The 14,970-nt window shown below is 70.0% G+C and carries 5 protein-coding genes (1 of these 5 only partly in view); 2 read left to right on the top strand and 3 right to left on the bottom strand.

All coding sequences use genetic code 11. The annotated features are described in order from the left end of the window. Positions 1-73: 73 nt before the first annotated feature. The 3 genes from L3Q67_RS03080 to L3Q67_RS03070 all read right to left on the bottom strand — a co-directional run bounded on the left by L3Q67_RS03080 (position 74) and on the right by L3Q67_RS03070 (position 5,203). Positions 74-1,288 (bottom strand): cytochrome P450, encoded by a 1,215-nt coding sequence (locus L3Q67_RS03080; protein ID WP_499188087.1) that lies wholly within the window; start codon positions 1,286-1,288, stop codon positions 74-76. A 388-nt stretch (positions 1,289-1,676) separates the two neighbouring features. Continuing rightward, a complete protein-coding gene (locus tag L3Q67_RS03075) occupies positions 1,677-3,536 on the bottom strand; it encodes an ABC transporter ATP-binding protein (RefSeq protein ID WP_499188086.1) in 1,860 nt (619 codons plus the stop codon). Next, a complete protein-coding gene (locus L3Q67_RS03070) occupies positions 3,533-5,203 on the bottom strand; it encodes an ABC transporter ATP-binding protein (protein ID WP_499188085.1) in 1,671 nt (556 codons plus the stop codon). The genes L3Q67_RS03075 and L3Q67_RS03070 overlap by 4 nt, the downstream gene beginning before the upstream one ends. Positions 5,204-5,488: 285 nt before the next feature. On the opposite strand from L3Q67_RS03070, the gene L3Q67_RS03065 reads away from it, so the two are divergent. Further along, positions 5,489-6,523: a GDP-mannose 4,6-dehydratase gene (locus L3Q67_RS03065; protein ID WP_499188084.1), complete on the top strand. Its 1,035-nt coding sequence runs from the start codon at positions 5,489-5,491 to the stop codon at positions 6,521-6,523. 171 nt (positions 6,524-6,694) lie between these two features. Beyond that, a protein-coding gene (locus L3Q67_RS03060) for a type I polyketide synthase (RefSeq protein WP_499188083.1) crosses the window boundary here: on the top strand, positions 6,695-14,970 show its 5' end (the start). The gene runs 19,303 nt beyond the window's last position; the window shows 8,276 of its 27,579 coding nt (coding positions 1-8,276); it begins with the start codon at positions 6,695-6,697; its stop codon lies off the right edge, out of view.

Below are 14,970 nucleotides of genomic sequence, written 5' to 3'. Positions count from 1 at the left end.
CGGGCACCGACAGAACGCGACCGGTTTCGGCTCTCGTGTGTGCGCGATCACGTTTGGCGCGCAGAAAACACCTTCACCACGTCACGGGCAGCTCGTTCACGCTGTAGACCATCGCGGACGGGTTGCGGAACTCCAGTTCTTCCGGCTTGGCGGCCAGTTCCAGCGTCGGGATCCGGCGCACCAGCGTGCCCAGCGCGATCTGCATCTCCACGCGGGCAAGGAACTTCGCGATGCAACTGTGGATGCCGAAGCCGAAGGCGAGCGGGTTGCTGCCGCCGCGGGTCAGGTCGAGCCGGTCGGCGTCGGGGTACATCTCGTCGTCGCGGTCGGCCGACGAGGTCAGCGCGATCACGCCTTCGCCGGCGCGCACGGTCTGCCCGGCCAGTTCCACGTCCTCGACCGCCACCCGCGCCACGCCGTGCTGCATGACGTTCTGGTGACGCAGGAGTTCTTCCACCGCGCTGACCGCGATTTCCGGCTCCTCGCGCAGGAGCTTCATCTGATCCGGGTTCTGCAACAGCGAAAGCACGCTCAGCGACAGCGAACTGGCGGTGGTGTCGTAACCCGCCGACAGCAGCATCATGCCGATGACCACGGCCTCGTTGCGGTTCAGTTCGCCCTTGCGGATCTGCTCGCTCGCGAGCCTGCCGAGCACGTCGTCGGTCGGCTTGCGTTCCTTGTCGGCGACCAGTTTGTTCATGTAGCCGAACAACGCGGCGGCCGAGGCGTTGCGCGCGGCCGGGCTCGGGTTGGCTTCGACGAGGGTGTTGATCCAGCGGCCGAAGGCGAGCCGGTCGCCGTAGGGCACGCCGAGCAGGTCGCACACCACCATCAACGGGATCGGCCGGGCGAAGGCGGTGACCAGGTTGACCGGCTTGGGCCCGGCGAGCAGTTTGTCGATGTGCTCGTCGACGATCTGCTGGATCTCCGGGCGCAGCGCTTCGGCGCGCTTCTTGGTGAACTGGCCCATGATCATGCGGCGGTACCGGGTGTGCTCCGGCGGGTCCACCGCGACGAAGGCGCCGGGCTGCGGGTCCACCGGGAAGTAGAAACCCTTGGGGAAACCGGGAGCGGCCACTCGGGAGCTGAACCGTTCGTCGGACAGCACGAGCTTCACGTCGGCGTAGCGGCTGACCAGCCAGGCGACCTCGCCCGACGGCAGCGTGACGCGCACGATCGGTTCCTCCTGGCGCATCCGCCGATAGTCCAGCGGGAGGTCGAGCACGTGGTCGGCGTCCCGCGCCAGCGGGAACGGGCAGGTCTGCTTCTCTGCGAGCGCTTCGTTCATGCGGCTGGCCCTACTTCTTCCCTCGAAACCGGACGTGGGGCGTGATTAACCAACTTCGCCACGCAAGTGACTGTAAGGAAACCGATACACTGTGCATACCCCCTACGAAACCCCTGTTCGCTCTCTTACCTGCTCACAGCGGGGTGGTGTCGTCCACGACACGGCCGGGGCGGCTGGGAACGACGGGGCGCGGCCGTCTGCGGGCGGCGCGGGGTCGGGCGAAGGCAGGTTCGCCGGGAGTGTCCGAACAGGACACGAACTGGACGGAACCCGGGTCGATCGGTTGGCCAACGCTCAGCGCCGTCATCCTCGGAACCCTCCACTCGCCGCCGCGACACGATCGTTCCCCAGGTACTTCCAGTATCCGAACTGACCGCTAGTGCATTTGCTAAGAGATCAGATCGACCGGCGTGGCGGAGGAGGCCGCGTGCAGGCGTGCGTAGGTGCCGTCCGCTTCGAGCAGTTCGGCGTGCGTGCCGCGTTCGACCAGCTGCCCGCCTTCCATCACCACGATGAGATCGGCGTTGCGCACGGTGGACAGCCGGTGCGCGATGACGAAGCAGGTGCGGCCTTCGCGCAGCGAGCTCATCGCCTCCTGCACGCGTGCTTCGGTTTCGGTGTCGATGGAACTGGTCGCCTCGTCGAGCACCAGCAGCGACGGCCGGATCAGGAACGCCCTGGCCAGCGTGATCAGCTGCTTCTCACCGGCGCTGACGGTGGAGGTCTCGTCGTCGAGCACGGTGTCGTACCCGTCGGGCAGGGTGTGCACGAACCGGTCCACGCGAGTGGCTTGCGCCGCCGCCACGATCTCCGCGCGGGTCGCGTCCGGGCGGCCGTAGGCGATGTTCTCCGCGATGGTGCCGTGGAACAGCCAGGCGTCCTGGGACACCAGGCCGATCCGGCCGCGGAGGTCCTCCCTGGTCATCCGCGCGATGTCCTCGCCGTCGAGCAGGATGCGGCCGCCGTCGAGTTCGTAGAACCGCATGAGCAGGTTGCCCAGCGTGGTCTTGCCCGCGCCGGTCGGGCCGACGATCGCCACGATCTGCCCGGGTGCCGCGGTCAGCGACAGGTCTTCGATCAGCGGTTTGCCTGGCAGGTAACGGAAACTGACGCGGTCGAAGACCACGTGCCCGCGTGTCGGGCCGGGGCGCAGCGGCGGGTCGGCGTCCGCGGTCTGTTCCTCGGCGTCCAGCAGTTCGAAGATGCGCTTGGCCGAAGCCAGCCCGGACTGCAGCTGACCGGAGAAGTTCGCCAGGTCCACGATCGGCCTGCTGAACATCTGCGCGTACTGGATGAACGCCTGGACGTCCCCGATGGACAGTGAACCGCTCGCCACCCGCAGCGCGCCGACCACCGCGACCAGCACGTAGTTCAGGTCGGTGACGAAACGCGCGGCGGGCTCGATCATGCCGGTGATGAACTGCGCGCGGGAGCCGGAGTGGTACAGGGCTTCGTTGTGCTGGTCGAACTCCCGCTCGGCCAGTTCGCGCCTGCCGAAGCCCTTGACCAGCGAGTGCCCGGTGTAGATCTGCTCGATGTGCGCGTTGAGCGAACCGGTGGCGCCCCACTGCTCGGCGAACCGCGGCTGGGCGCGTTTGCTGATCACCCAAGCGATGACCGCCGCCACCGGCACGCTGAGCAGCACGATCAGCGCCAGCGTCGGGGAGAGCACCAGCATCACCGCGAGCACGCCGAGGATGGTGAACACCGAGTTGATCAGCTGGCCGAGGGTGAGCTGGAAGCTCATCTGCAGGTTGTCGATGTCGTTCGTGGCGCGGCTGAGCACGTCACCGCCGGCGTGGCGGTCGAAGTAGCCCATCGGCAACCGGCTCAGCTTCGCGTCGACCTGCGTGCGCAGCCCGCGGACCACGCGCTGCACGATGGTCGCCACCAGCCGCCCGCGCCACAGCATGAACATCGCGGCGACCAGGTAGACGGCGAGCAGGATCAGCAGCACGACACCGAGGCCGGCGAAGTCGACCCCTTCGCCGGGCACCATGTCGGTGGTGCTGAAGACGTTGGCCAGGGTGTCGCGCCCGTCGGCGCGCAGCTGGGCTATAACGTCCTCTTTGGACGATCCGGCCGGGTAGCCGGTGCTGAGCAGACCGGCGAAGATCAGGTCGGTGGCGTAGCCGAGCAGCTTGGGGCCGAGCAGGTTCAGCGCGATCCAGACCACGCCGAGCACGACCACGGCGGCGACGAGCAGCCGGTGCGGGGAGAGCAGGCGGAGCAGGCGGCGGGCGGTCACGTCGCGACCCGGCCCTTGTCGAGCACCACCACGCGATCCGCGCGGTCCACACTGCTGGCGCGCTGGGTCACCAGCAACACGGTCGCCTCCGCGAGTTCGGGTTCGAGGTTCGCGCGCAACGCCGCTTCGGTGCGGTGGTCGAGCGCGGAGAAGCAGTCGTCGAGCAGGTAGATGTCGGGGCGCCGCAACAGGGTTCGCGCGATGGCGAGCCGTTGCCGCTGGCCGCCGGAGACGTTGGTGCCGCCCTGGGAGATCGACGCCTCCAGCCCGCCGTCCATGTCGGCGACGAACTCCTTGGCCAGCACCACTTCCAGCGCGTGCCACAGTTCGTCGTCGGTGGCGTCGGGACGGCCGTAGCGCAGGTTGCTCGCGACCGTGCCGGAGAACAGGAACGGTTTCTGCGGCACGAAACCGACGGTCCGGGTGAGCGCTTCCTCGTCCTGCTCGCGCACGTCGACCCCGTTGACCAGCACGGCACCGCCGGTGACGTCGAACAGGCGCAGCGCCAGGTTCAGCAGCGTGGTCTTGCCGCTGCCGGTACCGCCGACGATCGCCACCTTCTCCCCGGGCTCGGCGACCAGGTTGATCCCGCGCAGCACGGGTTGTTCCGCGCCGGGGTAACCGAATTCGGCGTTCCGCAATTCGAGGCGGCCACGCCCGGCCGCGCGCACCGGGTGCGCCGGGACGATCACGCTGACTTCGGTGTCGATGACCTCCTGGATGCGCCCGGCGGAGACGATCGCGCGGGGCGCGCTGGTGAACACCATGGTCAGCATCACCACCGACATCACGATCAGCCCGAGGTACCCGAGCAGCGCGGTCATCGCGCCGAGTTGCAGCGTGCCGTTGTCGATGCGCCAGCCCGCCAGCCAGACCAGGCCGACGGTGAACACGTTCAGCACGATGATCACCACGGCCGGGATGGCCGCCATCAACCGGCCGACCCGCAGGGAATGGGAGTACATCTCCTCGTTCGCCTCGCCGAAGCGCTCGTGCTCACGGCGGTCGCGGACGAACGCGCGGACCACGCGCACCCCGGCGATGCGTTCGCGCAGCAGCCGGTTGATCAGGTCGATGCAGCGCTGCATGGCCGAGTACACCGGGCCCATCCTGGCCAGCATCAGCGCGATGGCCACGCCGACGGCGACGATCAGGCCGATCATCACGAACCCCAGCGGCAGGTCCTGGTTGAACGCCAGCACCAGCCCGCCGACGGCCATGATCGGCGCGATCACCGCGACGTCGAAGGTGGTCAGCACCAGGTTCTGCACCTGCTGCACGTCGTTGACCGTGCGGGTGATCAGGGAAGGCGTGCCGAACCGGCCCACCTCGCGGGCGGAGAAGTCGAGCACCCGGCGGAAGACCGCGGAGCGAAGGTCGCGGCCGACCGCGGCGGCGATCCTGGCGCCGAGCAACGCGGCGGCGATGGCGGCGGCGATCTGCGCCACCGCGATCACGGCCATCATCACCCCGGTGGTCCAGATGTAGCCCACGTCCCCGCGGACCACGCCGTAGTCGATGATCAGCGCGTTGAAGGTGGGCAGCAGCAGGGTGGTCACCGTCTGGCACAGCTGCAGCGCGAGCAGGACGGCGATCCGGCGGCGGTAGGGCCGCAGCCGGGGCAGGACGGTGGCCGGCAGGGACGGCTTGGACGGCTTGGGCAGCACGGCACTCTCCGGGTCGACCGGGCGGAGCCACAGTCGAACCCACAGAAAACCACAAAATCCCTAGTCTTGATCGTCGGCTCGCTGAGCTGGGAATTCCCTAGTGTTCGCCGTTCGTCGGCCCCCGGCGGGCGGTCCGCGGGGCAGGGTTGCGGCTGCTGGGGCGGCAAGGCTCGAATCTCGAACATTCCCTAGTGCCCGCGCGCCTACCGTGCAAGCCGCGGCCGGAGCCCGGGTGGCGGTGGGCGGAGTCGACCCGAAGTGCTGGAAGTAGTGGAGAGGGAGACGATGTCCAGGCGAGCTTTGATCACCGGGATCACCGGGCAGGACGGGTCCTACCTGGCCGAGTACCTGCTGAGCCAGGGATACCAGGTCTGGGGCCTGATCCGCGGGCAGGCCAATCCGCGCAAGTCGCGGGTCAGCCGCCTGGTGGCCGATCTGTCCTTTGTCGACGGAGACCTGATGGACCAGGGCAGCCTGGTCTCCGCGGTGGACAAGGTGCAGCCGGACGAGGTGTACAACCTCGGCGCCATCTCGTTCGTGCCGATGTCCTGGCAGCAGGCCGAACTGGTCACCGAGGTCAACGGCATGGGCGTGCTGCGCGTGCTGGAGGCCATCCGGATGGTCAGCGGGCTGAACAGCTCGCAGCGCGTGGACGTGGGCAAGCAGATCCGCTTCTACCAGGCGTCCTCTTCGGAGATGTTCGGCAAGGTCGCCGAAACCCCGCAGAAGGAGACCACCAGCTTCCACCCGCGCAGCCCGTACGGCGTGGCGAAGGCCTACGGGCACTTCATCACCAAGAACTACCGCGAGTCCTTCGGCATGTACGCGGTGTCGGGCATGCTGTTCAACCACGAATCCCCGCGCCGCGGCTCGGAGTTCGTCACCCGCAAGATCACCCTCGCCGTCGCGAAGATCAAGCTGGGCCTGCAGGAGAAACTCGAGCTGGGCAACCTCGACGCGGTGCGCGACTGGGGTTTCGCCGGGGACTACGTGCGCGCGATGCACCTGATGCTGCAGCAGGAAGAGCCGGGCGACTACGTGGTCGGCACCGGGGAGATGCACTCGGTGCGCGACGCCGTGCGGATCGCCTTCGACCACGTCGGCCTGGACTGGCGCGACCACGTGGTGATCAACCCGGCGCTGGTGCGCCCGGCCGAGGTGGAGATCCTCTGCGCCGACACCACCAGGGTCAAGGCCGCGCTCGGCTGGGAGCCCGAAGTGGACTTCCCCGAACTGATGCGCATGATGGTCGATTCCGACCTCGAGCAGGCGTTGCGCGAGCACGAGTACGCCGACCTGCTCCACGCCGCCAACTGGTGAGCTCTGCCCTGGTTATAGGGAATTCCCAGCCCGATCGCGGCGAGACTGCGTACATGGTGGTCTCAGCGCGCGACCAGGATCGAAGTCGCCTTCGCCCGGAGTCCGCGGACCGGGTTGGTTGTCATGCCGTTCCTGCCCGGCCGTCCGGTTGTCGAGATGGGTTGAGTTGAGATGGACAACGAACAGAAGCTTCGGGACTACCTCCGCCGCGCGAGTGCGGATCTCCGGCGGACGCGTCAGCGGCTGACCGAGATCGAGGCCGCTTCGCAGGAGCCGATCGCCATCGTCGGCATCGGCTGCCGCTACCCCGGTGGCGTGCGCACCCCGGAGCAGCTGTGGGACATGGTGATCGCCGGTGAACACGGCATCACCGAGTTCCCGGCCGATCGCGGGTGGAACCCCGAGATGCTGGCCATGTCGAACACCCGCTCCGGTGGTTTCCTCCACGACGCCCCGGAGTTCGACGCCGACTTCTTCCGGATCTCCCCGCGCGAGGCGCTGTCGATGGACCCGCAGCAGCGCGTGCTGCTGGAGGTCACCTGGGAGGCGCTGGAGCGCGCCGGGATCGACCCGACCTCGATCAAGGGCTCGCAGACCGCGGTGTTCGTCGGCGCGATGGCGCAGGACTACCAGGTCGGCCCGGGTGAGGGCGGCGAAGGCTTCCAGCTGCTCGGCAACTCCAACAGCGTGCTGTCCGGCCGGATCTCCTACACCTTCGGCTTCGTCGGCCCGGCGGTCACCGTGGACACCGCGTGCTCGTCCTCGCTGGTCGCCATGCACCTGGCCACCCAGTCGCTGCGCAACGGCGAGTGCGAACTGGCGCTGGCCGGTGGCGCCACGATCATGTCCAGCCCCACCACGATCGTCGAGTTCAGCAGGCAGGGCGGGCTGTCCCCGGACGGGCTGTGCCGCTCGTTCGCCGAGTCGGCCGACGGCACCGGCTGGGCCGAGGGCGCGGGCGTGCTGGTGCTGGAGCGGCTGTCGGACGCGCAGCGCAACGGGCACGAAATCCTCGCCGTGGTGCGGGGTTCCGCGGTCAACCAGGACGGCGCGTCGAACGGGCTGACCGCGCCGAACGGCCCGTCGCAGCAGCGGGTGATCCAGCAGGCGCTGATCAACTCGCGGCTGTCCGAGGACCAGATCGACGTGGTGGAGGCGCACGGCACCGCCACCACGCTCGGCGATCCCGTCGAGGCGCAGGCCCTGCTGAACACGTACGGCCGGAACCGTGAGCGGCCGTTGCTGCTGGGCTCGATCAAGTCGAACATCAGCCACACACAGGCCGCGGCCGGCGTGGCAGGCGTGATCAAGATGATCATGTCGATGCGGCACGGCGTGCTGCCGAAGTCGCTGGGCATCGACGAGCCGACGTCCCACGTGGACTGGACGGCCGGTGCGGTCGAGCTGATCACCGAGAACACGCCGTGGCCGGAGACCGGCCAGCCGAAGCGCGCGGCGGTCTCCTCGTTCGGCATCAGCGGGACCAACGCGCACACGATCATCGAGCAGGCGCCCGAACTGGTCGTCGAAGGTGAAACGGAAGAGACCCCGGAGCTGGTCGAAGCCGGGTCGGTGCCGGTGCTCGTCTCCGGCCGCAACCGGGACGCGCTGCGGGCGCAGGCCGAGCGCGTCCTGTCTACTTTGGATGACGAACCGCCGTTGCTGGACCTGGCTTTCTCGCTGGCCACCACGCGGGCGAGCTTCGAGCACCGGGCCGTGGTCCCCGCGGCGACCCTGGACGACCTGCGTGCCGGGCTGACCGCGCTGGCCGCGGGTGAGGTCGCGCCGGGCACGCTCACCGGGACCACGCACGGCCGGTCGAAGCAGGCTTTCCTGTTCACCGGCCAGGGCGCGCAGCGGCTGGGCATGGGCCGTGAGCTGTACCAGCGTTTCCCGGTGTTCGCGGCGGCGCTCGACGAGGTTCTCGAACACCTCGACGTCCGTGACGTCATGTGGGGCGAGGACGCCGAAGCGCTGAACCAGACCGGGAACGCGCAGCCCGCCTTGTTCGCCATCGAGGTGGCGTTGTTCCGCCTGGCCGAGTCGTGGGGGCTGAAGCCGGACTTCCTCGCCGGGCACTCGATCGGCGAGATCGCCGCGGCTCACGTCGCGGGCGTCCTGTCCCTTGAGGACGCCGCGAAGCTGGTGACCGCGCGCGGCAAGCTGATGCAGGCGTTGCCGGGGAATGACCCGGCGTCGCGGAGCGACTCCGTTGAGGGTGGTGGTGGGCGACGGGCGGGCGCGATGGTCGCGATCCAGGCGACCGAGGACGAAGTATCCCCGCTGCTGACCGAGGGCGTTTCGATCGCCGCGATCAACAGCCCGAACTCCGTGGTGCTCTCCGGGGACGAAGACGCCGTCGAAGCGATCGTCGCCCAGTTCGAGGGGCGCAAGACCAAGCGGCTGGCGGTTTCGCACGCGTTCCACTCGCCGCGCATGGACGCCATGCTCGACGACTTCCGTGCCGTGGTCGCCGAACTCGACCTGCAGGCGCCACTCATCCCGTTTGTTTCGAACCTCACCGGTGAGCTGGCGCGGGTCGAGCAGGTCACCTCCGCGGACTACTGGGTGGACCACGTCCGCCAGGCGGTCCGGTTCGCCGATGGGATGGCGTGGCTGAGGAGCCACGGCGTCGGCACGTTCCTGGAGCTGGGGCCGGACGGTGTGCTGTCCGCGATGGTCCAGGAGTGCCTGGATGACGTGAACGGCACAGTCGCGGTGCCGGTGCTGCGAGCCGGGCGTGACGAGGCCGAGACCGCGACCGCCGCGCTGTCGACCCTGCACGTGAGCGGCATCCCGGTGCGCTGGAGCGAGTACTTCGACCGCACCGGCGCGACTCGCCTGCCGCTGCCGACCTACGCCTTCCAGACCAAGCGGTTCTGGCCGAAGGGCGGTGGGTTCGGCTTCGGCGGGGACCCGCGGTCGAACGGCCTCGGCGCCGCCCGGCACCCGCTGCTGGCCGCGGCCGTCTCGCTCGCCGACTCCGATGGCGCGCTGCTGACCGGCCGTCTTTCCCTGCACACGCATTCCTGGCTGGCCGACCACGCGGTGTCCGGCCGGGTGCTGCTGCCCGGTACCGCGTTCCTGGAGCTGGCGATCCGCGCCGGGGACGAGGTCGGCTGCGACCGGGTCGAAGAGCTGACCCTGACCGGTCCGCTGGTGCTGCCCGAACAGGGCGGCGTGCAGGTGCAGATCTGGGTCGGCCGTCCCGACCAGGCCGGCCGCCGGACCGTCGACATCTACTCGCGCCTGGACCTCGACGACGAGCAGCCGTGGACGCCGAACGCCACCGGTGTGCTCACTGTGTCGGGTGCCGGGTCCAAGCAGGTTCCCTTTGACGCCACCGAGTTCCCGCCGAAGGACGCGCAGCCGCTCGACCTGACCGGCCTGTACGACCGCCTCGCCGCTGACGGTTTCGCCTATGGTCCGTCGTTCCAGGGCCTGCGGGCCGCTTGGCAGCTCGGTGAGGATGTCTACGCCGAGGTCTCGCTGCCTGAGGACGTTGACAACGAGTCGTTCGAGCTCCACCCGGCGCTGCTCGACGCGGTTCTGCACGCCTCACGGTTCGTCGAGTTCGGCCCGGAGAGCCAGGGTGGCCTGCCGTTCTCCTGGGAAGGCGTGTCGCTGCACGCGACCGGCGCTTCCACGGTCCGGGTGAAGCTTTCGCCGATCGGTGACGACGCGATGTCGATCGCCGTGGCCGACGCCGCCGGTGAGCCGGTCGTCTCGGTCGAGACGCTGGTGCTGCGCGCGGTCGCCACCGAGCAGCTGAACGATGCCGCGCTGCTGGGCCGCGACTCGCTGTTCCGCCTGGACTGGGTGGCCGCGCAGCACGCGACCACCGAGCCGACCTCGGTCGAGACCACGGACCTGGCGTCCATTGTGGACGTGCCGGACTGGGTGCTGTACCCCGTCGAGACGAGCGGGGACACCGTCGAAGCGGCGCACGCGGTCAGCGCGCACGTGCTCGGGGTACTCCAGGAATGGCTGGCCGACGAGCGTTTCGCCGACTCGCGCCTGGTTTTCGTCACGCGCGACGCGGTGGCCGCCGCCGAGGGCGACCTGCCCGACGTGGCCGCCGCGACCGTCTGGGGTCTCGTGCGGTCCGCGCAGTCGGAGAACCCGGGCCGCTTCGGCCTCATCGATGTGGACGCCGGCTCGCCGCTGACCAAGGCGATCGGGGTCGACGAGCCGCAACTGGCCATCCGGAACAACAAGGTCTTCGCCGCCCGGCTCGCGCGTTCGCTGCCGCAGTCGCGACAGCTGGACTGGGACGGCCTGGTGCTGATCACCGGCGGCACCGGCGGCCTGGGCAGCGTCATCGCCAAGCACCTCGCGGCCGAACACGGCGTGCGTGACCTGCTGCTGGTCAGCCGCCGTGGTCCCGACGCCGAGGGTGTCGGGGAACTGGTCGCCGAACTCGCCGAGCTGGGTGCCGAGGCCCACGTCGCCGCGTGCGACGTGACCGACCGCGCCCAGGTCGCCGAACTGGTGGCGCGCCACGACATCAAGGCCGTGGTGCACACCGCCGGGGTGCTCGACGACGGCACGATCGGCTCGCTGACCCCCGAGCGCCTGGACACCGTGCTGCGGCCCAAGGCCGACGCCACCTGGTACCTGCACGAGCTGACCGGCGAGCTGTCGGCCTTCGTGGTGTTCTCCTCGGCCGCCGGCGTGTTCGGCAACCCGGGCCAGGGCAACTACGCCGCCGCCAACGCCTTCCTGGACGCCCTCGCCGCCCGGCGCCGCGCCGAAGGGCTGCCCGCGGCCTCGCTGGGCTGGGGCGCGTGGGACCAGACCGGCATGCTGTCGGGCGCGGACGCCGAGCGCATGGCGCGCTCCGGCATGCCCGCGCTGACCGTCGACCAGGGCGTCGCGTTGTTCGACGCCGCGCTGACCACCGAGGACGCCGCCGTGCTGGCGCTGCGCCTCGACCTGTCCGTGCTGCGGGCGCAGCCGGAGATCCCGCCGCTGTTCCGCGGGCTGATCCGCACCCGCTCGCGCCGGTCCGCGGTGGCCAGTTCCGAGGCCGCCGACACGCTGGTGCGCCGGCTTTCCGGGCTCAGCGAGGACGAGCGCCGCGATGTGCTGCTGGAGATCATCCGCGACCAGGTGGCGGCCGTGCTCGGCCACGCCGAGGGCGCGGAGATCGAGCCCGACCGCCAGTTCAAGGACCTCGGCTTCGACTCGCTGACCTCGGTCGAGCTGCGCAACCGCCTGACCGCGGTCACCGGCCTGCGCCTGCCGGCCACCATGGTCTTCGACTACCCGACGCCGAACGTGCTGGCCGGATACCTGGCCGGGGAACTGTTCGAGGCCGACGCGGTGATCCCCGAGCAGGTCCGCCCGGTGACCAGGACCGGCGACGACCCGATCGTGATCGTCGGCATGGGCTGCCGGTACCCGGGCGGGGTCAACTCGCCGGAGGACCTGTGGCAGCTGGTGCTCGACGGCGGCGACGCGATCTCCGGCTTTCCCACCGACCGCGGCTGGGACCTGGAGAAGCTGTACCACCCGGACCCCGACCACCCCGGCACCTCCTACACCCGCTCCGGCGGCTTCCTGCACGACGCCGGTGAGTTCGACGCCGGGTTCTTCGGCATGAGCCCCCGTGAAGCGGTCGCCACCGACTCCCAGCAGCGGCTGCTGCTGGAGGTGTCGTGGGAGGCGATCGAGCGGGCCGGGATCGACCCGGTTTCCCTGCGGGGCAGCCAGACCGGCGTGTTCGCCGGGGTGATGTACAACGACTACGGCGGCTCGATGGGCGGCGCGTCCGAGGGCTACCAGGGCAGCGGCACCTCGCCGAGCATCGTCTCCGGCCGCGTGTCCTACACGCTGGGTCTGGAGGGGCCCGCGGTCACCGTGGACACCGCGTGCTCGTCTTCGCTGGTCACCCTGCACCTGGCGGCGCAGGCGCTGCGCAACGGCGAGTGCTCGCTGGCGCTGGCCGGTGGCGTCACGGTGATGTCCACGCCGATCGCGCTGATCGAGTTCTCGCGCCAGCGCGGGCTTTCCCCCGACGGCCGGTGCAAGGCGTTCTCCGACTCGGCCGACGGCGTCGGCTGGTCCGAAGGCGTCGGGGTGCTGGTGCTGGAGCGGTTGTCCGACGCGCGGCGCAACGGGCACGAGGTGCTCGCCGTGGTCAAGGGCTCGGCGATCAACCAGGACGGCGCGTCGAACGGCCTGATGGCGCCGAACGGACCCTCACAGCAACGCGTGATCCAGCAGGCGCTCGCCAGCGCCGGGCTGTCCACTTCGGACGTCGATGCGGTGGAGGCGCACGGCACCGGTACCTCGCTCGGCGACCCGATCGAGGCACAGGCGCTGCTGGCCACCTACGGCAAGCACCGCGACCGCCCGCTGCTGCTCGGCTCGGTCAAGTCGAACCTCGGGCACACGCAGGCCGCCGCCGGCGCGGCCGGGGTGATCAAGATGGTGATGGCGCTGAAGTACGGCGTCCTCCCGAAGACACTGCACATCGATGAGCCGTCGTCCCACGTGGACTGGACCGCCGGTGACGTGCGGCTGCTCACCGAGCCGGCGGAACTGGCCGAGGTCGGCCGCCCGTGGCGCGCGGGCATCTCGTCGTTCGGCATCAGCGGCACCAACGCGCACGTGATCCTGGAGCAGCCCGCGCCGGTGGTCGTCGAGGAGCGGCCGACCCTGGACGGGACCGTGCCGTGGGTACTGTCGGGCAAGACCCGCGACGCCGTCCGCGCGCAGGCCGCCCGGCTTTTGTCCTATGTGGACGGTAAGCCGGAGCTGGAGCCCGCCGACGTGGCCTACTCGCTGGCGACCGCTCGGTCGGCCTTCGAGCACCGCGCCGCCGTGGTCGGCGAGGACCGCGAGTCCCTGCTGCGGTCGCTGGCCGCACTCGCCGCCGACTCCCCGGACGCCGGGGCGCTCACCGGCGAGGCGGTGTCGGGCAAGATCGCGATGATCTTCACCGGGCAGGGCAGCCAGCGCGCCGGGATGGGCCGTGAGCTGTACCAGCGGTTCCCGGTGTTCGCCGAGGCCTTCGACGAGGTGGCCGACGCGCTCGACGCGCACCTGGACCACCCGCTGCGCGAGGTCATGTGGGACGACGAGACCGGTCTGCTGGACCAGACCGGCTGGGCGCAGCCCGCGATCTTCGCCGTCGAGGTGGCGTTGTTCCGGCTGGTGCGCTCGTGGGGCGTGAAGGTCCACTTCCTGGGCGGGCACTCGATCGGCGAGATCACCGCCGCGCACGTCTCCGAGGTGCTCACCCTGGAAGACGCCGCGAAGCTGGTCGCCGCGCGTGGCCGCTTGATGCAGGCTTTGCCCACCGGTGGGGCCATGGTGGCGATCCAGGCCACCGAGGACGAAGTCGCGCCGCTGCTGACCGGCCCGCTGACCAACACCGTGTCGATCGCGGCGATCAACGGCCCGAACTCCGTGGTCGTCTCGGGTGACGAAGACGCCGTGGACGCCGTGGTCGCGCGCTTCGAAGGCCGAAAGACCAAGCGCCTCACCGTTTCGCACGCTTTCCACTCGCCGCGCATGGACGACATGCTGGCGGAGTTCGGGCAGGTCGTCGCGGAACTGGCCTTCGCCGCGCCGAAGATCCCGGTGGTCTCCAACCTGACCGGGCACTTCGACACCGACGCCATGTCGTCGCCGGACTACTGGGTGCGTCACGTCCGCGAGGCGGTCCGGTTCGCGGACGGCGTGCGCACCCTGCGCGACTCGGGCGTGCGGATGTTCGTCGAGCTGGGGCCGGACGGCGTGCTGTCGCCGATGATCCAGGAAGTACTGGGTGACGACGACGCGAACATCGTGGCCGCCCAGCGGTCCGGTCGCGGTGAGGAACCCGCGGTGGTTTCCGCGCTGACCCGGATGCACCTGCACGGCGTGCGGGTCGGCTGGCCGAGCTTCTTCGAGGGCCGCGGGGTGCGGCGGGTCGAGCTGCCGACCTACGCCTTCCAGCACTCGTACTACTGGCCGCAGGCGCCGGAGCTGCCCGCCGGTTTCTCCAGCGACCCCAGCGACGAGCGGCTGTGGGCGGCGATCGAACGCGGCGACGCGAACGAACTGGCCGCCCTGCTCCACCTCGGCGAGCAGCAGCAGTCCTCCCTCGACGCGCTGCTGCCCGCGCTCTCGTCGTGGCGGCAGAGCAACCAGCAGAGGTCCCTTCTGGACTCCTGGCGCTACCGGATCAAGTGGACCCCGCTGCGGACCGGCGTCACCCCGGTGCTCAGCGGGCAGTGGCTGGTGCTCACCGGTGAGCAGGACGCCGAACTGGCCGGGCAGGTCCGCGACCTGCTGGCCGCGCACGGCGCCGACGCCCGTCAGCTCGAACTGGACGCCGCGTGCGCCGAGCAGGGGCCGATCACCGAGCGGCTGGGTGAGGTCGGCGAGGTCGCCGGCGTGGTCTCGCTGCTGGCGCTGGACGAGCGCCCCTACGAACCACACCCGGTGCTCTCCAC

This window comes from Saccharothrix sp. AJ9571, assembly GCF_021725495.1.
GTDB lineage: Bacteria > Actinomycetota > Actinomycetes > Mycobacteriales > Pseudonocardiaceae > Amycolatopsis > Amycolatopsis magusensis.
This window is presented reverse-complemented; position numbering and strand designations above follow the sequence as displayed.

Excerpts from the sequence above, each read along its gene's own strand:
- L3Q67_RS03080 (WP_499188087.1), bottom strand. The coding sequence starts at position 1,288 with ATGAACGAAGCGCTCGCAGAGAAGCAGACCTGCCCGTTCCCGCTGGCG.
- L3Q67_RS03065 (WP_499188084.1), top strand. The coding sequence starts at position 5,489 with ATGTCCAGGCGAGCTTTGATCACCGGGATCACCGGGCAGGACGGGTCC.